Origin of the sequence: Acinetobacter sp. ANC 5600 (genome assembly GCF_002018395.1) — a bacterium.
GTDB classification, from domain to species: Bacteria; Pseudomonadota; Gammaproteobacteria; order Pseudomonadales; family Moraxellaceae; genus Acinetobacter; species Acinetobacter amyesii.
This window is the reverse complement of the sequence record NZ_MVKW01000004.1, coordinates 1-24,601: the sequence shown is the minus strand read 5'-3', so window position 1 is coordinate 24,601 and position 24,601 is coordinate 1. Positions and strand designations below refer to the sequence as shown.

The window sequence follows — 24,601 nt, the reverse complement described above, 5'->3', positions numbered from 1 at the left end:
TTGCTTAGTGAAATAAGCTTTTAGAGGTGATAAATATCAATAACTTGGTTGATATAATCGTTTTTCAGAACAACATATTTGCTGAGGATTTTTGGCTGCTCGCCTGAAAAATCAATTTCATAACGTGACATGCCAAAGTAGCTATAGTTGGTTTTGTAGCGGAAACTTAAGGTGTTCCAGTTAAAACGCACCGTCACTTTGTCGCCATCACGTTCAATAATCTCGACGTTATTAATGTTATGGCTGGTTCGGGTATCTGGCATCGTGGCAGATGAACGCTCAGTTTTAATGCGGAAGACACGGTCTTCTAAACCTTGACGGTCTGGATAATAAATCAAAGAAATCTCAGACTGAGGATCCTCTGTCAGGCGGTCATCATCATCCCAAGCCGGCATCCAAAATGATGCAGATGGGGCATAGCACGCTAGCCACTCATCCCACTTTTCATCATCTAAAAAACGCGCTTCGCGGTAGAGGAACTGAGATACAGCTTCAATGCTTACGCTGTCTAAATGTGCAGTTGCATTCATGCGACATCTCCTTGTTCATTTGCGACTTGTTCAGCTAGTTCTTTTTCTTCAGCGATGGCATGTTTCATGGTTTTTAACCAATATTGATGCTGAGCAAGGTAAAGACCTTCATCTTCGGTTTTGATGCCAGTTAATAGTGGTTTTAATCCAATTTCATTGGCTGCATCATCCGGTCCATGAATCCAGTGTTTTGAACCACGGCACATGTCGTTCCATTCCAATTCAATCCCTGCATAACCTGCTTGGCAGGCACGGAATTCTTCTAAATCGTCAGGTGTTGCCATGCCTGAGGCATTAAAGAAGTCTTCATATTGACGAATACGACGTGTACGTGCTTCTGGCTCTTCACCGACAGGGGCGATACAGTAAATGGTGACTTCAGTTTTATTGACAGAAATCGGGCGTAAAACTCGAATTTGTGAACCGAATTGATCCATCAAATAGACGTTTGGATAAAGACATAGGTTACGTGAACGCTCGATCATCCATTTCGACATCGGTGCGCCGAATTTTTCGGTATATTCATCGGCTTTGCTAAAGTTTGGACGGTCTTCTGGGTTTGCCCATTGGGTCCATAACAACATGTGACCACTGTCAAAACCATAAGAACCACCACCTTGCTTGCCCCAAGAACCCGCACTCATGGCACGAATATTATCTGCCGCTTGTGCTTCTTTACGGTGCTGAGTGGTCGCTGCATAGTTCCAATGCACGGCTGATACGTGATAGCCATCTGCGCCATTTTCAGCTGTCAGTTTCCAGTTACCTTCATAGGTATAGGTAGATGAACCACGTAAAACTTCCAAACCGTTTTCCGACTGACCTTCGATCATGTCGATAATTTTGGTGGTTTCACCTAAGAATTCTTCAAGGCTTGGCACATCAGGATTTAAGCTACCAAATAAAAAGCCTTTATAACTTTCAAAGCGCGCGACTTTTTTCAAGTCATGTGAACCATCTTGGTTAAAGCAATCTGAATAACCAGCTTCAGCAGGGTCTTTAACTTTGAGCAATTTACCAGAGTTATTAAAAGTCCAACCATGGAATGGACAGGTGTAGGTTGCTTTGTTGCCTTTTTTATAACGACATAACTGTGCGCCACGGTGTGAGCAGGCATTGATCATGGCATTCAGTTCACCATTACGGTTACGTGCAATGATAATGGGCTGGCGACCGATATGAGTCGTGTAATAATCATTGTTATTTGGAATTTGGCTTTCATGTGCCAAATATACCCAGTTACCTTCAAAAATGTATTTCATTTCAAGATCAAACAACGCTTGATCAGTAAATACTGAGCGGTGCAATTTAAATTCACCAGTGTCAAAATTATCGACAAGAAGTTCATCAATACGATCTAGATGGCTGGTGTTAATTACAGGAATACGTGGCATGTCCATTCTCCGACTGTCCAATGAGGGGATAGTCGCCGAGTTGTCAAACTTGGATGAGACAGCTCGGCTTCCTTTGAGTGAGTAATTAAGCGCTAGCGCGTCGACGATCAACTTCAGTATTTGGTGCTGCAGCTTGTTCTTTAACTAACTCAACATTAAAGCTAATGTGTTTAAACGGCTGGTTTAGACCACGACGCGCAATTTCAGCTTCGTCTGTGATATCAACAGCAGTTGCTACCAGACCATCACGAGTTGCAAAGGCAAAGTCGTCCCAAAGGTATTTATCACCTTCGATGTTGAATTGAGTGGTTAGCTTGCGGTAACCTGGTGCAGAGATAAAATAATGTACATGCGATGGACGGTTACCATGACGGCCTAATTTGTCTAAAACAAATTGAGTTGTACCTTCTGGAGGGCAGCCATAACCAACGGGCATCGTAGTTTGTGCAACATATTTACCGTCTTGGTCAGAAAGAATCGTACGGCGAAGGTTAAAGTCAGATTGAGACTTATCAAAGAAAGAATAGTTACCTAGGCTGTTGGCATGCCAAATTTCAACTTTAGCGCCTTCAATGATGTTGCCTTCGGTATCTGTTACTGTACCTTCAATAAACAGTGTTGGAATTTTATCGGTTTCCGTACCATCATCCATACGAGCAAAGCCCACTGATTCAGGTGCGCCAGCCACATATAAAGGGCCTTCAATGGTACGTGGTGTACCACCTGTAATACCTGCTTTCGCATCAGCTTCATCGGCACGTAAATCAAGATAGTGCTCTAAACCTAAACCAGCGGCTAAAAGACCCAATTCGTTTGCTTGACCCGCGTCTGTAAAATACTCTAGACCTTTCCATAGTTCAGTTTGAGTAATATCTAGATCTTCAATCGCTTGGAATAAATCACCCAATAAACGTACCACAACTTGCTGTACACGTTGGTCAACAGGCCCTGTCGCTGTATCTACGTTCATTTGTTTAACCAGAACATCAATCTCTTGACGGTTCATACTATATCTCCTTAAGTATGCATTTAAGTATGGGTGGCTATCACTCGATAAAAGAGGTCTTTGGCTGCCACGTTCCTTGTTTGGTTGTCTAACAATACTTTTTAAGTTGTTTCGTGTAGCGGCTGAAGTTTCTTTCAGGTAATGCGCTGCACGATGTGTTTGATCTGTTGGATGGGATTAAAGTTGCTTAATCCTGTCTATGTGATATACCTTAAAAGAATAAAATCTTCACGTCGAAGATCAAATTTGCATTTTATTATACTTAATAGGTATTGATGGCCATGGAACTAAGACACTTAAGATACTTTGTCGCGGTGGTTGAAGAGCAGAGTTTTACCAAAGCGGCAGAAAAACTATATATAGCTCAACCACCTTTGAGTCGGCAGATTCAAAATTTGGAACATGAGCTTGGAATTCAGTTATTTGAACGAGGTAGCCGTCCGCTTAAGACTACGGAAGCAGGCCAATTTTTTTATCATCATGCTTTAAAACTTTTGTCTAATGCAGAAGAAATTAAATCGATGACGAAACGAATCGGTTTGACAGAAAGAACAGTGACAATCGGTTTTGTGAGCTCTTTATTGTTTGGTTTACTCTCGAATATTTTGTATTTATTCAAACAACAACATCCACATTTAAAAATAGAAATGGAGGAAATGGCGACCACTGAACAAATCAAAGCATTAAAAGAAGGTCGTATAGATGTCGGCTTTGGGCGTTTGCGTATTTCAGACCCCGCGATCAAACGGGTTTTACTGCGTGAAGAACGCTTAGTGGTAGCCTTACATGCAAGTCATCCTTTGGCACAAAAAAAGGAAGGAGTCTATCTTGCAGATCTGATCGATCAGCAATTGATTTTTTACCCAAATCACAACAAACCAAACTTTTCGACCCAAGTGCGTGGCATATTTTCAGAGTATGGTTTGGAACCTAAAAAAGTACGTGAAGTACGTGAATTACAACTGGCCTTGGGCTTTGTTGCAGCGAATGAAGGAGTTTGTATCACCCCAATGAGTGCCCAAAGTGTGCAATTAACACATTTAACATTTGTTCCTATCTTAGATGAAGCCGCGATTAGTCCTATATTTATGGCTGTACGTCATATGGATGAAAGCGAAGATATTCGTGGTTTATTTGATAGTGTTTATCAAGTGTATGATTTAGAATCGATTCCATATGATCGTGCTGTGTTTTGAGTATGTTGTCGCTAGACGTTCAGATGAACTGCACATATGAAATGATCTATTTAAATAAAGCGGAATCAAGGGATTAATTTGTATTCAACTTTTTAGGTATACAAACATGCCTAATCGGTTTTGGACATTAAGCACCGACTTATTCATTGTGAAAAGCGAATTTTACAAGCTTCACAATTAGGAGGTGGGCTATGCAAAACCAGAAAATTAATATTAATACCTTGGTTGATGAAGCCAAATTTACGCCATTTCATTGGGGTGTTTTGATTTGGTGTCTTTTGATTATTATTTTTGACGGTTATGACTTGGTGATCTATGGCGTTGCCTTACCGTTGTTGATGCAAGAATGGTCCTTATCTGCGGTACAAGCCGGCTTACTGGCAAGTACGGCTTTATTTGGCATGATGTTTGGTGCCATGTGTTTTGGCACACTGTCGGATAAAATTGGTCGCAAAAAAACCATTATGATCTGTGTCGGTATCTTTAGTGGTTTTACCTTCTGCGGCGCTTTTGCAAGTACTCCCGTTGAGTTTGGTATTTTACGCTTTCTTGCCGGTCTAGGCATCGGAGGCGTTATGCCGAACGTTGTCGCATTAATGACAGAATACGCGCCAAAACGTATACGCAGTACCTTAGTTGCACTAATGTTTAGTGGTTATGCCATAGGTGGTATGGCTTCAGCGTTATTGGGTGCTTGGTTAGTGCCTGTATATGGCTGGAAAATCATGTTTTATATTGCAATTATTCCATGTCTTGCATTGCCTTTAATTTGGAAATTCCTCCCTGAGTCATTGATGTATTTAACCTCAAAGCATCAAACAGATACGACTCGAACGATTGTCTCTAAAATTGCCCCTGAACAAGTCCTCACAACGGATACTCAATTTATACTCAATGAAGTTTCTGAAGAAGATAACGCTCCGTTAAAAGCATTATTTCAACAAGGCCGTAGTTTCAGTACGTTTATGTTCTGGATTGCATTTTTCATGTGCTTATTGATGGTTTATGCACTTGGAAGCTGGTTACCAAAATTGATGATTCAAGCTGGCTATTCGCTTGGTGCAAGTATGATTTTCCTCTTTGCACTGAATATTGGTGGAATGGTAGGTGCTATTGGTGGTGGTGCTTTGGCAGACCGATTCCATATCAAAAAAGTTCTGAGCATCATGTTCATGTGTGGCGCATTGGCTTTAATCTTACTGGGCTTTAACAGTCCGCAAATGGTTCTGTATACCTTAATTTCTGTTGCAGGTGCAGCTACCATCGGTTCACAAATCTTACTTTATACCTTTGTCGCACAATACTACCCAACCACGGTACGTTCTACAGGTATGGGCTGGGCATCGGGCATTGGACGAATTGGTGCAATCGTTGGACCGGTACTTACTGGTGCGCTGTTAACCATGAATTTACCGCATCAAATGAACTTCTTGGTGATTGCCATTCCCGGTGTCATTGCTTCTTTAGCAATATTTATGGTGAATTTGCAAGCGTCTGTAGAGGCATCTACTCAAGGTCAATCGCCAAAACTCAATACGCAAGCTATCAAAAATCCAGCGAATTAAGCCGATATTTAAAGATTTAACATTACCCCAAAATTTAAGTTTCCAGGCCTTGATGCACAGCATGAGGGCTAGTGGGAAATTGTGACAAAAAATAAGGAAAGGGCATCGCCCAAATCGAGGTCAGGATGAAAACTCAAAAGCTAAATTTAGTCAAAAAAACCTTTAAAATTAAACCGATGCTACTGGCTTGTGCAGCTGTGTTCCCCATGTGGACACATGCGGCAGTCAGCGAGGCTGAAGTTGAACAGTTGCGTGAAGAAGTCAAAGCATTAAAAGCCATGATGCAGCAATATGTTCAACAGCAAAACACCTTGTCGAGTGAAATCAAAGACGTAAAACAAGGGCCTGTAGTTGCTGTGCAGAATCAAAAACCGACTCAAACACCGAGCCTGAGTTTAAATACCAAATCGGGCGCTGAGTTTAGCTTGTATGGCAATGTGCGAGCAGATGCATCTTATCAGGCAGAAGGCGGCAGCTTATCTCGCCTGTATAACCAAATGAATAGTGTTCCGCTAGAAGGGAATGCTGAAAGTTCAGATCGTTTAAAAGCAACACTTGCTGCCACACGTTTAGGCCTAGACTTTAAAACGCCGACTCAAGTGGGCGATGTAGGCGGTAAAATTGAAGTCGACTTTTTGGGTGCAAATGATGGACTGAGGATTCGTCATGCCTATTTAACTTATGGTGATTGGTTGGTGGGGCAAACATGGTCTAACTTTGCTGTACCTGATTATATGCCTGAAACTATTGATGCATTGGGCTATGTTGGTGGTGCTGTTAAACGTACACCGCAAGTTCGCTATAGTCACAAATTTAGTCCTGAGACAAATCTTGTGCTTGCAGCAGAAGATTCTAAGGATGACAGTTCAAATATGCGTTTGCCTGCATTAACAGCGCGGTTAAACCATAAAATGACAGATACACTCATGTTGAGCGCACGTGCGATGGGTGCTGAAAAGAAAACGGATACGGATACAGAAACTGCATGGGGACTTGGTCTGGGCGCAAAGCTAGATTTGACGGATAAAACAGTGCTCAAAGCGGATTATTACCATGTCAAAGGCGACAGTAGTTTTGTGTCATGGACCAACCAAGGTTTTGTGACCAATGCAGATAAAGACATCATCGCCACCAATGAATTTGACTCGATTACAGTAGGTTTAACTCAACAAATTTCAGCACAATGGCGCGGAACATTGGGCTATGGTTTTATGAAAGCAGATAATAATGCAAATTATGTCAACTCATTAGTCGATAAAACCAAGGCCAATAAAAACTTGTGGCAAGCTTGGGCAAATGTATTTTACAGCCCTGTTAAGCCGATTAGTTTAGGTCTGGAATATGTCTATGGTGAACGTGAAGCTTTTGGCGCTGCACCAAATGGCAGTACCAAGGGTGAAGATAACCGAATCAATGCGGTCGCGATGTACAACTTCTAATGCTATTACAGAGAATAGTTTAATTTAAATTGCCTTAGAAATTTCAATATCAATTTAACGAGAGCGTGATTGGAAGTATATTCAGGTTTTGACATTTAATTTTCCGAAAAACTTTCAATACGTGCTCTCAATCCATACACGCCCTTGATCTTCTCCGATTGAGGGCTTTTATCTTATTTAGAAACTTTTATTTTTTGACTAAAAAATATAATTATCTGTTTTATTTCATTTAACAAATCATTTGAATATAAAAATACGAAGAAGGATATTGATAAAAATCATGAATTTTGAAATATTTTGATACATACATGACGATAAAACACACTACAATCCTTGCCGTAAATTTCGTTTCACTTAGAAGACGCAATCATGGATGTCCCTCAATTTTCCAAATATAACAACACGTCACTTAAGCTTTTAAGCCTGATGATGCTTACTGCAATGGCACAATATAGTGTTGCAGATAGCAATATATTACCTGAAATCACCATTAACGTTGAACAAAGTTCAATGGATGATCAAATAAAAAAAGCACTGACTAAAGTAAATGGTGCAACCAATGCGATCGTTGCAGCAGACATTCAAGATGTACCGAAGCGAACAAATGCTGATTTATTTAAAAATCAACCGGGGATATACGCGGCATCTTCAGGAAATGAAGGGGTGAAACTGTCGATACGTGGCTCGGGGATCAATCGTGCACCGGGGGCGCATGCTTCAGGGTTGTATGTAACCTTAGATGATTTGCCATTTACAGGGCCAGGAGGAACACCTTATGAACTGCTTGAGCCGCTGTGGGTAGACCATATAGAGGTTTTACGGGGGGCTAATGGTTTAACACGTGGTGCATTAAGCTTGGGTGGTCTAATTAACTATGCTAGCCCAACAGGAAAAAATGCAGCAAAACTGTCAGTGCATCATGAAATGGGCAGCCACGGTTATCAAAAAAGTGAAATCAGTTCAGGACAACAAATCGGTGACTTAGACTATTATCTTTCCTTAACGCAAAGTGATGATGACGGTTTTCAAGATCATGCTTCAAGCCAGAGCAAAGGTTTATCGGCCAATGTGGGATATAAAATAAACCCTAACCTAGATACACGTTTTTATCTGCGTTACCGAGAGACTGAACACCAAACGCCGGGACGTCTAACCCAACAACAGATTGAACAAAATCCAAAACAAGCAGTAGCCCAAAATATCTCGCTGAATAATAATCGTCCGCAGCCGGGAAGTCTTTGGTTGGCGAATAAAACCAATATGACTTTGGACTCCGGTGATCGCTTACAGTTGGGTCTGGCCTATCATCATTATCCGATGGATTTGCAAGAAGGGTTATATAGTACTGATGTAAACTATGACGATATCAGTACCTTATTTAACTACCAATTTGACCGAATCTTGTGGGGCCATGAAAGTCAAAATACTTTAGGTTTCCGTAGTACCACGCATTTGCCAGATGGTCAGGTCGTTGAACGCTTGCGTGTTGCGCAAGGCGCGTATGCTGCGGGTACAGAAACGCGGCATTATACCTACCAAGGTGGTGACTATGTTTTACATTATGCCAATGCCTTGGCACTACACCCACAGTTTTGGCTCGATAGTCGAGTTGCATTGGCGTACACCCATCGTGAAAGTGAAGTGACATGGCCTGTGCAGAGCCATAAAGAAAATATTCGTGAATGGAATGTCCTGCCATCGCTAGGTTTTCGATATCAAATCCAACCTGAAACACAGCTCTTTGCCAATGTCAGTCGAAGCTTAGAAGCACCACATCCATGGGCTTTAATTTGGGGTTCTGATCAATACTTCCCAGATGGTAGTGGCGCAGCAACGGGACGCCAAAGCGCTCCGATTCATTTGAATAGTCAGACTGCGAATACTTTTGAACTAGGTGGGCGTGGTCAACATGCACTGGGTGAGTGGAATATTGCATATTACTATTCGCAGGTTAAAAATGAACTGTTGGCTGTTGAAATCCAATCAGAGCCTAAAAAGATTATTGCCGAATCGAATGCTTCAGACACCATTCATCAGGGGCTTGAAGCCGGTTTAAACAGTTTACTTTGGCAAAATGATGTATATGGACAAGTTCAACTGAAACAAGCCTACACCTTGAATGATTTTCACTATAAAAATGATGCGGTATTTGGAAAAAATGAGCTGGCAGGTATACCAAAACACATCTATCAGGCTGAACTTAAATATGAACATCCTTTAGGCTTTTATGCTGCGGTGAATACACTTTATGCCGCAAAGGTCGCAACCGACTATGCCAATAGTTTCTATGCAAAAGATTGGCAAATTTGGGGAGCATCATTCGGCTATATACAACCACAAAAACAATATATAGCTTGGTTGGATTTCAGAAATATGGCCAATAAAAAATATGCATCTACCGTTACACCGGGCTATAACGATGCCGGCAAAGATCCTGCGCGTTTAACACCGGGTGAAGGTCGGGCGGTATATGCAGGACTGACGTATCATTTTAATTAAGCATCTTATATTCAAATACAGCGAACAATTGAAAAGCCTTATGCTGCGGATTTGATAATAAAAAAGGGAGCCAATCAGCTCCCGTTTTTTAAATCTTTGATTGAGTTGTTAAGCAGTACGAGGCATATCCTGAATACGTCGCCATGGCTGAGCTTCTTCAATTTCATACGCCAGTTCGATCAAGGTTTTTTCATCCCCGACATCGGCTGATATTTGCATACTGATCGGTAGTCCATCGTTTTGCGTTTCTCCCATAGGAATCGACATACCCGGCGCACCCACCACATTTTGGATAGGGGTAAAAGTCACATATTTCTGTATACGTTCGAATAACTGGTCAAACGGTAATTGAGGTGACAAATAGCCAATTTTAGGTGTGGTATGTGCAAGTACAGGCGATAGCAAAACGTCATAATGCTTAAAGATTTCACGATATTGCTGCTGCATTTTCTTTAATCGATACAGAAACAGCGGGGTTTTATAAAAGTTCTTTTTATACAACTTCGATAAACCAACGGTTAAGTTATCTAATTCTTTTGGACTAAAGTCAGCACCAAAAATTTTCTTGCCAAAGGTACTCAGTAAAAAGGATAACATCCCCCAATATTCACTAAAATCTTCAACAAAGCTTAAGGAAAAAGGTAATTGAAGTTCTTCAACATGATGGCCTAATTTTTCTAAGAGTGCTGCGCTATGCATTAAGGTTGCAGTTGTTTCGCTATCTATTTGCCCTGTAATCGATTGCGGGACTAAACCGATGCGTAATCGACGTTTAGAAGGCCCATGAATCATGCCTATGCGTGGCAGCTTTTTATTGTAATAACTTGATTCCATTCCTGCATAAAAATGCGCTGTATCTCGTATGCTACGGGTTAGGACACCTTCACTGATGATATTAATCGGAAGAGAACCTGCTGCTTCACTGTCATAAGTACGGCCACGGCTAGGCTTTAATCCAATCAAACCGCAGCATGCAGCAGGGATACGAATCGAACCACCGCCATCATTGGCATGAGCAATCGGCACTACCCCGGCTGCAACGAGAGCTGCGGAACCCCCTGAAGATGCACCGCAGGAATAACTTAAATGCCAAGGGTTATAGGTGGCTGAGCCATCTTTATATTCGGTACTGGCATTTAGACCAAATTCAGGGAGCTTGGATTTTCCTAATACGACAAACCCTTGATCTAAGATTTGTTGGCTAATTTGAGGATTACGATCGGCTGGTTTTAAACCTATGGCCTTTGAACCATGGCGTGAGGGCAATCCTTGATAATCTAGATTATCTTTAAAGAAAAAAGGGACGCCCGCAAATAGACCATGTTCAACATATTGATTTTTCTCTAAAGCACGTTGAAAACAGTCCAGTTCAATGGCATTTAGATGCGGATTGACTTGTTCCGCACGTGCAATGGCCGCTTGTGTAATTTCCTGTACAGAGGCTTCTTTAGATTTGATGAGCTGTGCAATCCCCACAGCATCTAGATCTGTGAGTACATCCGAACTAAAAGCATGTATGCGTTGACTGTGTTTTTGATCTTCCATGAACGAACCTATTTGTTTTTTGAATTTTGGTAAATATTGAATGAATTCATTGTTATCTCAACAACAAATATATGTATTTGAACAATATCTGTTTGAGCATAATAATGACAATAAAAATTGTCAAATATTCGTCTGATCTGAGGAAAGTGCAGAGATTGTACTAAGGAGGGCATCTAAAGCCTGTTGAATCTCATCCTTCCATGCAAAGGAACAATTTAAACGGATATATTGAGTTTTGGCTTCCGCAACATTAAATAAACGGCCTGGAGCAACGCCAATCTGCTGTTGAATTAGGGCTTCATAGACTGCCATACTTTCAACATTTTCCGGTAGTCTTAACCAAAGAAAATAACCGCTTGGATGATATTGTAATTTGCATCCAGTCGGTAGACGGCTTTCTAAATAACGGTAAAACTGTAATTTATGTTGTTGTAGACTTTTTCTTAGGACCCGTAAATGTTTTTCATAATGATAATTTGAAATAAATTCCACCAAGGCATTTTGCAATAAGGTATTGACGGAAATAGTACTCATGAGTTGTAAGTGTTGAATCGCTTGAGAGTATTTACCGGCGTGCACCCAACCGACCCGAAATGCAGCGCCCAACGTTTTAGAAAAAGAAGAGCAGTGTAAGACCATATTATTTTGGTCAAAGTATTTCATTGAAACAGGTTTCTTAGACGCATAATGCATTTCTTCATACACATCGTCCTCAATTAAATGCACATGATATTGGTGTAATAAAACGGCAATTTTTTGCTTGATTTCATCACTCACTGTGAAGCCCACAGGATTATGCGAATTCAGCATCAGCCAACAAATTTTGACGGGATAAGTTTTTAAAATATGTTCAAACGCGGTTAAATCAAAACCATCTTGTGGATGTTCAGGTAAGGTCACCACTTTAAGGCCTAAGCGCTCTGCAGCTTGCAAGGCGCCATAGAAAATATTTTGCTGTAACACAATATAATCACCCGGTGAGGCAATGGCCTGTAAGGAAAGATTCAGTGCATCCATACAGCCTGAGGTAATCACAATATCCTCTGGGTCAGTGGCTATGCCTTGCATGCAATAACGCTGTGCAACCAACTTACGTAGAGCTAAATTACCGGGTGGAAGATTATCAATGGCATCGTAACTTTTGGGATTTCGGGAAATTTGCCCCATGATTTGGGTTAACTTTTTAGAAAAAACAATGTCTTGAGCTGGAAAGGCTGAACCCAATGGAGCGATTTTTTCATCTTGTATCGATTTTAAATACTTAAATACCAGAGAGTTAATTTCAATGGGGGTGTTTAAAGACACGATTTGAGTTTGTTCAGCCTCTATTTCGACTAAGCCTTGAGCTACATAGTAGCCTGATTTTTCACGTGCATAGATTAAGCCACGCGATTCCAACTCCTGATAGGCATTCATGACCGTGATCAAACTAAAACCGGACAACTGCACTTGTTCACGTAAAGACGGGAGCTTTTCGTGCGCTTTTAAAGTGCCATTTTCAATCAGTTGACGTAGGTGCTGAGCAAGCTGTTCCGATTTATACATAGTCATCAACAAGACAAAGTTCTGTTATAAATATAACAGTAAATGAAACTTTATATTAAATTTTTATAACAGATGAGTCTGTACTGTTATAAGTTTTTTCAAAATCACTGTATCTAGTTTTAAGTTTGAATTTTTTATAAGGTGCATTGACCACAACACTTGTGGCGTCAAATGGTAGGGAAGTTAGGGAGTTGAATATGTTTAAAGCCAGTGAATTAGAACTGTTACAACATTTACTGGTGGATGTTCCATTGACAGATTCAACGCTGCATCTGCTACAACAACAGCATACTAATTTAGAAGCGGTGCTGTTACGCAGTCGAATTTTGCGTCAAGTACAGCAAGTGGGCTATGTCAGTATTTGTCAGGAGCATATGAATGCCAAGGCTGAAAATGCGGCTTTTTTATTTGCACCCTTTATCTTAGCGAATTTGAATCAGAAGGTGATCTACGCTACACCGCAAAGCCCTGAAAATGTTGCGATATTAAATCGTTATTATCAAGCGGAGGCTAAACTTAGCGCATTTAAAGTTGAAGATGTTTTATCGGGACTAAATGTCTACATTGAGCTACATAATGAACAGCTATCGCCAGCAGAATACTTCTATTTTGGTTTGATCAATAGCTTATGTAATCCGAAAGTTTCCAAAATCATTTGTATTACACATCTACATATCGACTTAGAAAAATTAAAACAGCTCACTGAATTTTTAAATGTTGAAATCCATGTCTTGGCGGATAAAGTTGAACCGATTGATTTTGATCTAAATAAAATCAATATGTTAAAGCTGCTATTTAAAGACAAAGATCAGCAATATATCGATTTATGCCAAAAGTTTTCGTTTATCAATGCGAAAATTTTACATCGATTAGGTTTATATGAATTTGACCGTGCGCAAGTCTTGGTAGAAGACATGTTTTATTCAGAGCATATCTTTGAAAAAATGTCGGTCTACGGTGAATACATTCAAACGCATCTTCAGCACCAAGTTAAAAAACAGAGTCCTGCATAAGCGATAAAGATGACTAATTAAGTTTATAGCTGTGAATTGATCACTTTAAAAATGCAAAAAAGCTTGTAAATCTAGACTTACAAGCTTTTTTTAAATTCAAATTTAAACCAATTTATTTGGCCTAATGATCCGATTAATACTTTATGAACTGATCATGAGCAAACATGAAATGTAAGATATACATGCAATAGCGAGTTGCAATAAGTGAATAGATTATCGCTTAAGGTAGATAAGAATTATCTGCACCAACGACAAACGCTACACCAATACAGAATAAAAGCACATAGATTGAGAACCAAATAATGGCACGTTTAAAGGCCTTATCTGAAATTTCACTGTCTGCATATTTTTGCGGTTTTTTAGGCTCTTGATTACTCATAAGATGTACTCTAAATCCCTAGTGGTTATAGGTGATTATTGGGGTATAACGTCTTAAAGCATAGATACAACATTCATCTAAATTTCTATAACAGTTATAGTTTGGAAGGTAGCTTCATTTCTTAATCCATTAATAAACTATGATATTGGTCAGTTCTTTTTCTCAAAAAGTCCCAAACCAGCTTAATGCGCGGCTCATGCTGTAAATCGACTAAGGTCAGCATCCAAAAGGTATGCACAAAACGAACATCTTGCGCCAAGACTTGTTCTAATTCGGGTTTTTCCTCGGCCAAAAATTTGGGCAATATTGCCAATCCTGCACCCGCACTCACGGCAATTTGTTGTGCCAAAATACTACTACTTCTAAAGTTAGCATTGAGCTGAATAGGTAAGCGCTCTAAACAATACAATTCGGGGCTATAGACTAGATCATCTATATAGTTCACAAAAGTGTGTGATTTTAAATCTTCTAATGTATGAATGGGTTGCGTGTTTTTTAGGTATTCCTTACTGCCATAAATTTTTAAACAATAGTCTGCCAATCGAGTAATGATATAGGGGCCTGATTTTGGTCGATCGATGGAAATAACAATATCTGCTTCACGATGTGAAAGCTTGATCATTTTCGGCACAGGAATAAGGTCGATAGTCAGCAATGGGTATTTTTTGGACAATTCTGCCAAGAGCTGTGTCAAAAATGCTGTTCCAAATCCTTCGGGTGTGCCAATTCGCACACGACCTTGCATAGGTTGGTTAGGTTTTTCGATTTGTAAAAATGCCTGTTCCATTTGTTCTACCCGAGGAACCAGTGCCAAACCTTCTAAGGTAAGCTCATAACCTGTGGCTTCACGTTTAAATAATGGTGTGCCTAAAGCCAGTTCTAGCGCATGTATACGTCGAGAAACCGTACTGTGCTCAACACCGATAATACGGGCGGTATTGGTTAGGGTTTTCGCACGAGCCAAAACCAAAAAATACTGTAAATGATCCCAATCTACTTTCATTGTTATTGTCATCCCTGTGCATATTTGCACATCAATCGTGCGTGAATCTCTATTGGTAGTCAAAATTTTCTTTGCTAGTTTGAAGTGAATTGGAAAATATAAATATAAGGCTTTTGGATATTTTCTAAGTCAGTACAAAACAATAAGTGCCTATGGAGAGGTCATGAACACAATGTCAAATATTCAGTCAGCGACGGCTAAATTATTAATTAACGGTAAATTTGTAGAGTCAAACACTACAGAGTGGCAAGACATTCTAAATCCTGCAACTCAAGAGGTTTTGGGTCGTGTTCCAATGGCGACTATGGAAGAAGTGGATGCAGCGATTGCTTCAGCGCAAGAGGCGTTTAAAACTTGGCGCTTAACACCCGTACAAGCACGTATGCGCATTATGTTGAAGCTACAAGATCTGATCCGTAGCAATATGAAAGAGATTGCCCGCGTACTGACTGCTGAGCAAGGAAAGACACTTGCAGATGCTGAAGGTGATATTCAACGTGGTTTAGAAGTCGTTGAGCATGCGTGTTCGGTTGGCACACTTCAAATGGGCGAATATATAGAAGGTGTTGCACGTGGTGTGGATACCTATACTTTGCAGCAACCTTTGGGTGTATGTGCAGGAATTACGCCATTTAACTTTCCTGCGATGATTCCACTGTGGATGTTCCCAATGGCCATCGTCTGTGGAAATACCTTTGTTTTAAAGCCATCTGAACAAGATCCATTATCGACCATGATGCTTGTCGAACTTGCGATTGAAGCCGGTATTCCAGCAGGTGTATTAAACGTAGTGCATGGTGGTAAAGACGTTGTTGATCGTTTATGCACACATCAAGCTATTAAGGCCATTTCGTTTGTTGGCTCTACGGCTGTTGGTACACATGTATATAACCTTGCAGGACAGCATGGAAAACGTGTGCAGTCGATGATGGGGGCTAAAAACCATGTGGTGGTGATGCCAGATGCCAATAAAGAACACACTTTAAATGCTCTCGTTGGTGCAGCATTTGGTGCGGCGGGTCAGCGTTGTATGGCTTTGTCGGTTGCTGTCATGGTTGGTGAAAGTAAAGAATGGGTTAATGAACTGGTTGAAAAAGCCAAAACGCTGAAGGTCAATGCAGGGCATGAGCCGAATACCGATATTGGCCCAGTTATTTCACCTCGCGCAAAAGCACGTGTACTGGATTTAATTCAAAGCGGTGTAGAGCAAGGTGCGGAGTTGCTGCTGGATGGTCGTGATGTTCAAGTCATCGGCTATGAGCAAGGAAACTTTGTCGGAGCAACGATTTTTAATCAAGTTTCAACCGATATGCGCATCTATACCGAAGAGATCTTTGGGCCCGTGTTAGCCATTATTCATGTCGATACTCTGGAGCAGGCGATTGAATTGATTAATGCCAATCCATTTGGCAACGGTGTTGGACTATTTACACAAAGCGGTGCAGTCGCTCGTACATTCCAAAGTGATATCGATATTGGTCAAGTGGGTATCAATATTCCAATTCCTGTACCTGTACCTTTCTTTAGCTTTACAGGATCGCGTGGTTCAAAACTGGGGGACTTAGGTCCATATGGTAAGCAAGCGGTTCAGTTCTATACACAAACCAAAACCATCACCAGTCGTTGGTTCGAAGATACACAAGAAAAAGGTGAAGTGAATACCACCATTAACCTACGTTAATTTAGGAGTTCAAGGATGAATATTGCCTTTATCGGTTTAGGAAACATGGGCGGGAAAATGGCCCAAAACCTACTCAAAGCAGGTTTTACGGTTTACGGTTTCGACTTAAGCGAAATTGCGATTCAGTATTTTACTGAAGCAGGTGGCATCGTTTGCCAAAGTCCACAAGATGCTGCGAAACAAGCAGATGTTGTGATTAGCATGTTGCCTGCTGCCAAGCATGTCAAAGAGGTGTACTTGGGAGAAAATGGTGTATTGGCGGTAATGAAAGCAGGAAGCTTATGTATCGATAGCAGTACCATTGATCCGCAAACCATTAAGGATATAGCCGAGGCGGGTGCTGCACATCAGATAAAAATCTGTGATGCACCTGTTTCAGGCGGCACTATTGGTGCTCAGGCAGGTACATTAACCTTTATGGTCGGTTCAGATGATCAAACTTTTGAAAGAACCAAAGCTGTATTGGGGCACATGGGTAAAAACATTGTGCATTGTGGTGATGTGGGTGCAGGTCAAATTGCGAAAATTTGCAATAACTTGATTCTTGGTATTTCCATGGCAGCCGTTGCTGAAGGTATGGCACTCGGTGCGCGTCTGGGAATTGATCCTCAAGCCTTAGCGGGTGTGGTGAATAGTTCGAGTGGACGTTGCTGGAGTTCGGATGTATGTAATCCATGGCCAGGTATCTCAGCAAATGCACCTGCAGGACGTGGCTATACCGATGGTTTTGCAACGCAGTTGATGTTGAAAGATTTAGGATTGGCTGTAGAAGCCGCAGGACAAGTCAAACAGCCGATTATTTTAGGTGGACTGGTTCAGCAGATGTATCAACAGCTGTGTTTACAAGGTAATGCACACTTAGATTTTTCAAGCATTGTGCAGCAATACTTACCTAAGGACGCTTAATCGCTTTGAACACCAATCTAGCCTAGGGATGGCTAAAAATACTAACACTCGTGTCGGAATAACAATAAATTGAGACTGAGGTAGAGAAGATGTCGAATTATCAAGATGTTGCAAAGGCATTTGACTTAAATCATGCTGCCAAAGAAATGTTATCAGGCTCTTTAGAGCAATTAAATGCATGTTATGAATGCTGCGACCGTCATGCGATTGATCAAGATAAGGTTGCACTGTATTGGCAAGGCAAAGATGGGCGGAAAGAACAATATACCTTTGCAGAGCTGCAACAGTGGTCAAGCCAATTTGCCAATTTTTTAAAGTCACAGGGTGTGCAAAAGGGTGATCGTGTATCGGGTTTATTACCCCGTACAGTTGAATTACTTGTGGTGATTTTAGGGGCTTGGCGAATAGGTGCTGTATATCAACCGCTATTTACCGCCTTTGGCCCCAAAGCCATTGAACATCGTTTACACCTTGCACAAAGCAAATTGGTGATTAGCGATGTTGGTAATCGCAGTAAATTAGATGAAGTTGCACATTGTCCCCAAATCGTTACTGTTGCAGATCCAGCGGGTCAAGGGATTCAACAGGGAGATTTAAACTTTTGGGATGAAGTAAACGCACAGTCTACAGATTGTGAAATTGTCCTACAGAGCATCAATGATCCATTTCTTCTAATGTTTACTTCAGGTACTACAGGTCCTGCAAAACCCTTAGAAGTACCCCTTAAAGCCTTAATCGCTTTTGGTCAATATATGAAAAATGCGGTAGGACTGCGTGAAGATGATTCATTTTGGAATATTGCCGATCCGGGTTGGGCTTATGGTTTGTATTATGGAATCACTGGGCCACTTTTACTGGGACATGCAACGCTCTTTTACGAAGGTGGTTTTAGCATTGATAGTTTGTGTCAGATCGTAGATGACTACAAGGTGACGAACCTTGCAGGCGCACCGACAGCGTATCGGATGATGATGGCGGCTGATCCTGAACAAATGGCAAAACTCAAAGGGAAATTCCGCGTCGTCAGTAGCGCTGGTGAGCCGCTTAACCCTGAAGTTTTCCGCTGGTTTAAACAAGTTTTAGATGCACCGATCTTTGACCATTATGGTCAGACTGAAGTTGGTATGGTGGTGTGTAATCACCATGGTTTACAACATGATATTCGCGCAGGTGTCGCAGGTTATGCCAGTCCGGGATATCGCGTGGCGGTTGTTGATGAACAAGGGCAAGAGCTAGCTGCAGGAACGCCAGGAGTACTGGCTGTCGATATTAGTCAATCACCGATGATGTGGTTTGGTGGCTATAAAGAAAGTCGTAAGTCACCCTTTGTAAAGCATTATTACCTCACGGGTGATACCGCAGAATTACACGCAGATGGCAGTATGAGCTTCGTTGGTCGTAATGATGATGTGATTACAACATCAGGTTATCGTATCGGGCCATTCGATGTTGAAAGCGCTTTACTTGAGCATGATGCAGTGATTGAAGCTGCGGTCATTGGTGTACCTGATCCGGATCGGACAGAAATTGTAAAAGCTTTTGTGATTTTAGCTGAGCATGTCACAGCGTCAGAAGAGTTAGCAGAGCAACTAGGGCAATTTGTGAAAAAGCGCTTATCTGCACATGCTTATCCACGATTGGTGGAGTTTGTTCAAGAACTGCCGAAGACTCCAAGTGGAAAAATTCAGCGTTTCTTATTAAGAAATCAAGAGATTGCAAAACAATCTACGCAGCATGCAAGTTAAATGACGTATCGATTAACTCTAAATTAATGCCGAACAATCAGGATCAAAATCAAGCTTTCATTCAGTTCTAGTCATTTTCAAACTGGATGAAAGCAATTGATTGATGTACAGGAAGATAAGATGCAATTTACCGAAGAACAATTATTAATTCAGGACATGGCACGCAGTTTCGCACAGGAACAAATTAAACCTCAAGCGGCTGAATGGGATAAAAACGGTACCTTTCCCAAAGAGGCATTAGCGCAGATGGGAGAACTGGGTTTATTGGGCATGCTGGTATCAGATGAATGGGGTGGTTCAGATACTGGTAATCTTGCCTATGTTATGGCTTTAGAAGAGATTGCCGCGGCCGATGGGGCAACCTCAACCATTATGAGTGTACATAACTCGGTAGGCTGTGTTCCTATTGCTAAATTTGGCACAGAAGAACAAAAGCAGAAATATTTAGTGCCTTTAGCACAAGGCAAAATGATCGGTGCATTTGCATTAACTGAGCCACATACGGGTTCAGATGCTGCTGCCATTAAAACTCGTGCAGTAAAAGATGGCAATGAATGGGTGATTAATGGTGCTAAGCAGTTTATTACCTCGGGACATAATGCAGGGGTCATTATTGTCTTTGCTGTGACTGACCCAAGTGCAGGGAAAAAAGGCATGAGTGCTTTTATTGTCCCAAGAGAAACACCTGGTTATGAAGTGATTCGTACTGAAGAAAAGCTTGGATTACATGCCTCAGATACCTGCCAAATTGCACTCACAGACGTGCGAGTGCATGAAAGCTTGATGTTAGGAAAAGAAGGTGAAGGTTTGAAAATCGCCTTATCAAATCTAGAAGGCGGTCGTATTGGTATAGCGGCGCAAGCAGTTGGTCTTGCACGTGCAGCATTAGAAGAAGCAACCCGATATGCCAAAGAGCGTATTACTTTTGGTAAACCAATTTTTGAACATCAGGCAGTTGCGTTCCGATTGGCAAGTATGGCAACAGAAATAGAAGCTGCACGCCAATTGGTCTATCACGCGGCACGTTTAAAAGAAGCAGGACAACCTTGCTTAAATGAAGCGTCTATGGCCAAGCTTTTTTCATCTGAAATGGCTGAGCGTGTTTGCTCCGCAGCATTACAAGTCTTTGGTGGTTATGGCTATCTCAAAGATTTCCCGATAGAGCGTATTTATCGTGATGCACGTATTTGCCAAATCTATGAAGGTACGAGTGATATCCAACGTTTAGTAATTGCCCGCAGCTTATAACGTTGTCATTAAGACATTTAAATGAAAAGGCTTCAGATATGAAGCCTACTCATAAATATTGAACATATATAGGGATATTACATGCAATTTGAAACGATTCTGCTTGAAAAGAACAATGGTGTTGGACTTATTACTTTAAATCGTCCTCAGGCCTTAAATGCATTAAATAGCACATTAATTCAAGACCTTAATTTGGCCTTAGATGATTTAGACAGAGATTCTTCCATTGGCTGTATGGTTATTACAGGTTCAGAAAAAGCCTTTGCTGCTGGTGCAGATATTAAAGAAATGGCTGAACTGAGTTTTCCAAATATTTATTTGGATGATTTTTTTCATCTGGCAGATCGAATTGCTCAGCGCCGTAAACCTCTAATTGCAGCTGTCAGTGGTTATGCGTTAGGTGGAGGCTGTGAGTTAGCACTCATGTGCGACTTTATTTACTGTGCCGATAATGCAAAATTCGGTTTACCAGAAGTGACTTTGGGAGTAATCCCAGGGATAGGTGGGACACAGCGCTTAACGCTTGCTATTGGTAAGGCCAAAGCAATGGAAATGTGTCTGACTGCGAGACAAATGGGCGCAGTAGAAGCAGAGCAGAGTGGTTTAGTTGCTCAAGTCTTCCCTAAAGAGGAGTTGGTCGAAAAGACCTTAAAAGCTGCTGAAAAAATAGCCGAAAAATCTGTAGTCGCAACCATGATGATCAAAGAGTCAATTAACCGTGCATTTGAAGTCAGTTTGCAAGAAGGTTTACGTTTTGAACGTAGAACATTCCATTCGATTTTTGCAACTCAAGACCAAAAAGAAGGCATGCAAGCATTTGTTGAAAAGCGCCAAGCCAATTTTAAAGACAATTAAAAATAAAAAAGGATGATATGGATATGAGTACAAATAACTTAATGATTGAAGAACATGGACATTTAGGCCAAATCAGTTTAGATCGCGTGGCAAATTTAAATGCCTTGTCTTTGGAAATGATTCAAGGGATTCAACAGCAATTAGCACTATGGGCTGATCAAACTAATATTCATGCTGTACTTATTCGCTCAAATAGTCCCAAAGCATTTTGTGCAGGTGGAGATATTCGCTATCTCTATGATAGTTATATGAATGGTAAAGAAGATCATCAAGCTTATTTTCAAGCTGAGTATGAAATGCTGAATAGCATTCGTGCGTATGAAAAACCCATTATTGTCATACTCGATGGCTATGTACTTGGCGGTGGATTTGGCTTAGCCCAAGCATGTCATGTGCTTGTCAGCAGCGAAAAGTCTAGATTTGCCATGCCTGAAACTGCCATTGGATTTTTCCCAGATGTGGCTGCGACACACTTTTTATCACGTTTGGATGATATTGGTGTGTACATGGCAACTACGGGCGATCAAATCAGTGCCAGCGATGCGTTATATCTAGATTTGATTGACTACCATGTTCCGAGTGAGCAACTTGTTCAATTAGAAGAAGATTTAAGAAATTCCAAGCAACTCAGCAAGGAAAATATTGAACAATTGATTGCGAAATATATTACTCGACCAGCGGAAAGTGAACTTAGTCAAAATGCAGATTTAATTCGTAAGCATTTTGGTTTTGAGAGCATTGATGCCATTGAAAATAGTCTTGAAAATGAACAGCATAATGATGCTCAAGTGTGGGCGCTAAAAATACGCAATACCTTGGAACAACGATCTCCAATTGCGAAAAGGATCAGTTTACAGCTCCAACATTTAGGTCGCGGTCTTTCACTGAAGCAATGCATGCAAATTGAACGACATTTACAAGATGTTTGGTTTCAACATGGCGATATTGTTGAAGGTGTACGCGCATTAATTGTGGATAAAGACAAGCAGCCAAAGTGGCAACAGTCTAGTCCGACTTTAGACAAAATATTGGAGGAAATATCTATTTAATCAGTGATTTAAAAAACTTTAATGGTTCAAACCCTTGGTCAATATTCATATTCAATTTGTTACTAGGTATAAAGAAGTGACTCAGCGTAAATTAAACACATATAAGATCTAAAAATATTGATTTTCAAGAAGAAAATCATCACATAAATCAAGCATCGTGAAAATGCAACATAGAAATATCTTGCAGAATAAGGAAGATAACAATGCAAAATGTACAGGGAAACACAGCTCCACCAGCTAAGTCCTCGCATCGTTTAGCGGGTATTTCCAGCATGGTGGGTACAACCATCGAATGGTATGACTTTTTTATCTATGGTGCTGCCGCAGCACTCATTTTCAATCGACTTTTTTTCCCAAATCTTGATCCTTTAACGGGCGTATTGGCAGCATTTGCTACCTATGCTGTAGGCTTTATTGGTCGACCGCTAGGTGGCATTGTTTTTGGTCATTTTGGCGATAAAATCGGTCGTAAATCAATGTTATTGGTCACATTAATGTTGATGGGTATTCCTACTGTGATGATTGGGTTGTTACCGACTTTCGAAACCATTGGTTATTGGGCAACGGTCTGTTTAATTATTTTAAGATTTATACAGGGCATGGCCATGGGTGGAGAATGGGGCGGAGCAGTCCTCATGGCGGTAGAGCATGCGCCAGCGGGTAAAAAAGGCTTTTGGGGAAGTTTACCGCAAGCCAGTACAGGTGGTGGTTTATTGCTCGCTTCGGTAGCTTTAGGCTTAGTCTCAATGTTACCTGAAGAAGCGTTATTTAGCTGGGGTTGGCGTCTACCATTTTTAGCCAGCATTATTTTACTGGCTGTCGGTTGGTATATTCGTGTAAAAGTGCCTGAATCACCAGACTTTGAAAAAGTTAAAGCTCAAACCAAATCAATTAAAGTTCCAGCAAAACAAGTGTTTAAAAATCATCCTAAGCAGTTGATTACGATTATTTTATCTCGAGCTGCTGAAAATGCTTGGTTCTATTTGGCATCGACATTTGCTTTAGCCTATACCACCACACAGCTAAATATTCCTAGGCAAGATATCTTGTTTGCAACGATTTGTGGTGCTGCAGTCATCATGGTTATTACGCCAATTTTTGGACATTTGTCTGATAAAGTTGGGCAAAAAAACATGTTTAGATTTGGTTTATGCGTACTGGCTTTATACAGCTATCCATTTTTTGCGATGTTAAATACTAAAGATCCAGTATTGGTTTGGACGGCCATTGTGATTGGTATTGGTGTGGTTTTTCCTTTGATGTATGCGCCGCAGTCACAGTTATTTTCGCGCCAATTTCCAGCAGAAATACGTTATAGCGGTATTTCAATCTCAGTTCAATTTGCAGGCGTGCTAGGTGGTGGTTTAGCACCATTAATCGCGACGAAATTGCTGAGTATTGGTGATGGAAGCCCTAATTTAATTATTGCCTATATTTCAGGCTTTGCAGTGATTGCGATTATTGCATCATCATTCTTAAAGCCGGACCAAATAGAGCGAAAGGCAAATGCATTTAGCAGTGAGGAAATCAAATCTTCCTAAATCAACAATCAGGAAAACAATTGATTGATTTAAAATATAGAATTTCAATATAGAAATACATGTGATTTAGCCATAGCAACAGTTGTTATGGCTTTTTTCTTGTCTGAGGATTGTGGTAGGACAAATTTATTTTAGCGAAGCTTAGGAACTTAGCAATTTGAATACAGTTGATGTGCAAGAGCTGTGAATTATCATCTTTGTAAATAAATCTGAAGCTGTTATTCACCAATTAAAATGTCTGTGCGATAAACCATTTAAAATGTCCTGTTTTTAACTACAAGAGTCAAGTACAGGATTTAAATTTCTTTGTTCAATAACAACTTTCTGAGCTTTACGACTCGGCATACTTTTCTTGAGACGGGAACGTTTATTCTGTTTCTCCAATTCCTCATGTTGCTGCTGGATATGGGCCAGGACCGAACCTAATCTTTTATTCTCAACCACTTCATTCTGCTGTAGTCC

General features: G+C 40.8%; 19 protein-coding genes and 1 pseudogene. 12 read left to right on the top strand and 8 right to left on the bottom strand.

What is annotated here, in order from left to right; genetic code table 11:
- Positions 1-20: 20 nt before the first annotated feature.
- The 3 genes from benB to catA all read right to left on the bottom strand — a co-directional run bounded on the left by benB (position 21) and on the right by catA (position 2,930).
- Entirely contained in the window at positions 21-530 is a 510-nt protein-coding gene (gene benB, locus B1201_RS09615; protein WP_078193336.1) for a benzoate 1,2-dioxygenase small subunit, read from the bottom strand.
- The gene (gene benA / locus B1201_RS09610) at positions 527-1,924 is read right to left on the bottom strand and encodes a benzoate 1,2-dioxygenase large subunit (protein ID WP_078193698.1); all 1,398 of its coding nucleotides are present in this window, start codon (positions 1,922-1,924) and stop codon (positions 527-529) included. The genes benB and benA overlap by 4 nt, the downstream gene beginning before the upstream one ends.
- A gap of 85 nt (positions 1,925-2,009) precedes the next feature.
- The gene (catA, locus tag B1201_RS09605) at positions 2,010-2,930 is read right to left on the bottom strand and encodes a catechol 1,2-dioxygenase (RefSeq protein ID WP_078193335.1); all 921 of its coding nucleotides are present in this window, start codon (positions 2,928-2,930) and stop codon (positions 2,010-2,012) included.
- 281 nt (positions 2,931-3,211) lie between these two features.
- Here catA and B1201_RS09600 point away from each other — a divergent pair, with 281 nt between their 5' ends.
- The 4 genes from B1201_RS09600 to B1201_RS09585 all read left to right on the top strand — a co-directional run bounded on the left by B1201_RS09600 (position 3,212) and on the right by B1201_RS09585 (position 9,629).
- Complete coding sequence (locus tag B1201_RS09600) at positions 3,212-4,126, top strand: LysR family transcriptional regulator (protein ID WP_078193697.1); 915 nt, start codon at positions 3,212-3,214, stop codon at positions 4,124-4,126.
- A 191-nt stretch (positions 4,127-4,317) separates the two neighbouring features.
- Positions 4,318-5,691 (top strand): MFS transporter, encoded by a 1,374-nt coding sequence (locus B1201_RS09595; protein WP_078193334.1) that lies wholly within the window; start codon positions 4,318-4,320, stop codon positions 5,689-5,691.
- 125 nt (positions 5,692-5,816) lie between these two features.
- Positions 5,817-7,130, top strand: a complete 1,314-nt coding sequence (locus tag B1201_RS09590; protein ID WP_078193333.1) for a DcaP family trimeric outer membrane transporter — start codon at positions 5,817-5,819, stop codon at positions 7,128-7,130.
- Positions 7,131-7,499: 369 nt separating this feature from the next.
- Positions 7,500-9,629 (top strand): TonB-dependent receptor family protein, encoded by a 2,130-nt coding sequence (locus tag B1201_RS09585; RefSeq protein ID WP_078193332.1) that lies wholly within the window; start codon positions 7,500-7,502, stop codon positions 9,627-9,629.
- A gap of 108 nt (positions 9,630-9,737) precedes the next feature.
- On the opposite strand, the gene B1201_RS09580 is transcribed toward B1201_RS09585, so the two are convergent.
- Positions 9,738-11,174 carry an amidase gene (locus B1201_RS09580; RefSeq protein ID WP_078193331.1) on the bottom strand — a complete coding sequence of 479 codons (1,437 nt, stop codon included), beginning with the start codon at positions 11,172-11,174 and terminating at the stop codon, positions 9,738-9,740.
- 120 nt (positions 11,175-11,294) lie between these two features.
- Complete coding sequence (locus B1201_RS09575; protein WP_078193330.1) at positions 11,295-12,719, bottom strand: PLP-dependent aminotransferase family protein; 1,425 nt, start codon at positions 12,717-12,719, stop codon at positions 11,295-11,297.
- A gap of 197 nt (positions 12,720-12,916) precedes the next feature.
- Here B1201_RS09575 and B1201_RS09570 point away from each other — a divergent pair, with 197 nt between their 5' ends.
- Positions 12,917-13,732, top strand: coding sequence for a hypothetical protein (locus tag B1201_RS09570; RefSeq protein WP_078193329.1), 816 nt, complete (start codon positions 12,917-12,919; stop codon positions 13,730-13,732).
- A 220-nt stretch (positions 13,733-13,952) separates the two neighbouring features.
- Here B1201_RS09570 and B1201_RS16970 read toward each other — a convergent pair whose 3' ends face one another.
- Positions 13,953-14,111, bottom strand: coding sequence for a hypothetical protein (locus B1201_RS16970; protein WP_168379604.1), 159 nt, complete (start codon positions 14,109-14,111; stop codon positions 13,953-13,955).
- 121 nt (positions 14,112-14,232) lie between these two features.
- Positions 14,233-15,114: a LysR family transcriptional regulator gene (locus tag B1201_RS09565; protein WP_078193328.1), complete on the bottom strand. Its 882-nt coding sequence runs from the start codon at positions 15,112-15,114 to the stop codon at positions 14,233-14,235.
- 163 nt (positions 15,115-15,277) lie between these two features.
- Between B1201_RS09565 and B1201_RS09560 the strand changes: the two genes are divergently transcribed.
- The 7 genes from B1201_RS09560 to B1201_RS09530 all read left to right on the top strand — a co-directional run bounded on the left by B1201_RS09560 (position 15,278) and on the right by B1201_RS09530 (position 24,139).
- Complete coding sequence (locus B1201_RS09560) at positions 15,278-16,795, top strand: CoA-acylating methylmalonate-semialdehyde dehydrogenase (RefSeq protein WP_078193327.1); 1,518 nt, start codon at positions 15,278-15,280, stop codon at positions 16,793-16,795.
- A gap of 15 nt (positions 16,796-16,810) precedes the next feature.
- Entirely contained in the window at positions 16,811-17,701 is an 891-nt protein-coding gene (gene mmsB / locus B1201_RS09555; RefSeq protein WP_078193326.1) for a 3-hydroxyisobutyrate dehydrogenase, read from the top strand.
- Positions 17,702-17,790: 89 nt separating this feature from the next.
- On the top strand, positions 17,791-19,446 hold the full coding sequence (locus B1201_RS09550) for an AMP-binding protein (RefSeq protein ID WP_078193325.1): 1,656 nt from the start codon (positions 17,791-17,793) through the stop codon (positions 19,444-19,446).
- Between the two features lie 120 nt (positions 19,447-19,566).
- Entirely contained in the window at positions 19,567-20,694 is a 1,128-nt protein-coding gene (locus B1201_RS09545) for an acyl-CoA dehydrogenase family protein (RefSeq protein WP_078193324.1), read from the top strand.
- An 81-nt stretch (positions 20,695-20,775) separates the two neighbouring features.
- Complete coding sequence (locus B1201_RS09540) at positions 20,776-21,549, top strand: enoyl-CoA hydratase (protein WP_078193323.1); 774 nt, start codon at positions 20,776-20,778, stop codon at positions 21,547-21,549.
- Between the two features lie 17 nt (positions 21,550-21,566).
- Entirely contained in the window at positions 21,567-22,598 is a 1,032-nt protein-coding gene (locus tag B1201_RS09535) for an enoyl-CoA hydratase/isomerase family protein (RefSeq protein WP_078193322.1), read from the top strand.
- A gap of 203 nt (positions 22,599-22,801) precedes the next feature.
- On the top strand, positions 22,802-24,139 hold the full coding sequence (locus tag B1201_RS09530) for an MFS transporter (RefSeq protein WP_078193321.1): 1,338 nt from the start codon (positions 22,802-22,804) through the stop codon (positions 24,137-24,139).
- 270 nt (positions 24,140-24,409) lie between these two features.
- Here B1201_RS09530 and B1201_RS09525 read toward each other — a convergent pair.
- Positions 24,410-24,601 (bottom strand): annotated as a pseudogene (locus B1201_RS09525) (ISNCY family transposase); the annotation flags it as partial.

Excerpts from the sequence above, each read along its gene's own strand:
- B1201_RS09600 (WP_078193697.1), top strand. The coding sequence starts at position 3,212 with ATGGAACTAAGACACTTAAGATACTTTGTCGCGGTGGTTGAAGAGCAG.
- B1201_RS09565 (WP_078193328.1), bottom strand. The coding sequence starts at position 15,114 with ATGAAAGTAGATTGGGATCATTTACAGTATTTTTTGGTTTTGGCTCGT.
- benA (WP_078193698.1), bottom strand. The coding sequence starts at position 1,924 with ATGCCACGTATTCCTGTAATTAACACCAGCCATCTAGATCGTATTGAT.
- mmsB (WP_078193326.1), top strand. The coding sequence starts at position 16,811 with ATGAATATTGCCTTTATCGGTTTAGGAAACATGGGCGGGAAAATGGCC.
- B1201_RS09570 (WP_078193329.1), top strand. The coding sequence starts at position 12,917 with ATGTTTAAAGCCAGTGAATTAGAACTGTTACAACATTTACTGGTGGAT.
- B1201_RS09595 (WP_078193334.1), top strand. The coding sequence starts at position 4,318 with ATGCAAAACCAGAAAATTAATATTAATACCTTGGTTGATGAAGCCAAA.
- B1201_RS09535 (WP_078193322.1), top strand. The coding sequence starts at position 21,567 with ATGGATATGAGTACAAATAACTTAATGATTGAAGAACATGGACATTTA.
- catA (WP_078193335.1), bottom strand. The coding sequence starts at position 2,930 with ATGAACCGTCAAGAGATTGATGTTCTGGTTAAACAAATGAACGTAGAT.
- B1201_RS16970 (WP_168379604.1), bottom strand. The coding sequence starts at position 14,111 with ATGAGTAATCAAGAGCCTAAAAAACCGCAAAAATATGCAGACAGTGAA.
- B1201_RS09575 (WP_078193330.1), bottom strand. The coding sequence starts at position 12,719 with ATGTATAAATCGGAACAGCTTGCTCAGCACCTACGTCAACTGATTGAA.
- B1201_RS09590 (WP_078193333.1), top strand. The coding sequence starts at position 5,817 with ATGAAAACTCAAAAGCTAAATTTAGTCAAAAAAACCTTTAAAATTAAA.
- B1201_RS09550 (WP_078193325.1), top strand. The coding sequence starts at position 17,791 with ATGTCGAATTATCAAGATGTTGCAAAGGCATTTGACTTAAATCATGCT.
- B1201_RS09540 (WP_078193323.1), top strand. The coding sequence starts at position 20,776 with ATGCAATTTGAAACGATTCTGCTTGAAAAGAACAATGGTGTTGGACTT.
- B1201_RS09560 (WP_078193327.1), top strand. The coding sequence starts at position 15,278 with ATGAACACAATGTCAAATATTCAGTCAGCGACGGCTAAATTATTAATT.
- benB (WP_078193336.1), bottom strand. The coding sequence starts at position 530 with ATGAATGCAACTGCACATTTAGACAGCGTAAGCATTGAAGCTGTATCT.
- B1201_RS09545 (WP_078193324.1), top strand. The coding sequence starts at position 19,567 with ATGCAATTTACCGAAGAACAATTATTAATTCAGGACATGGCACGCAGT.
- B1201_RS09530 (WP_078193321.1), top strand. The coding sequence starts at position 22,802 with ATGCAAAATGTACAGGGAAACACAGCTCCACCAGCTAAGTCCTCGCAT.
- B1201_RS09585 (WP_078193332.1), top strand. The coding sequence starts at position 7,500 with ATGGATGTCCCTCAATTTTCCAAATATAACAACACGTCACTTAAGCTT.
- B1201_RS09580 (WP_078193331.1), bottom strand. The coding sequence starts at position 11,174 with ATGGAAGATCAAAAACACAGTCAACGCATACATGCTTTTAGTTCGGAT.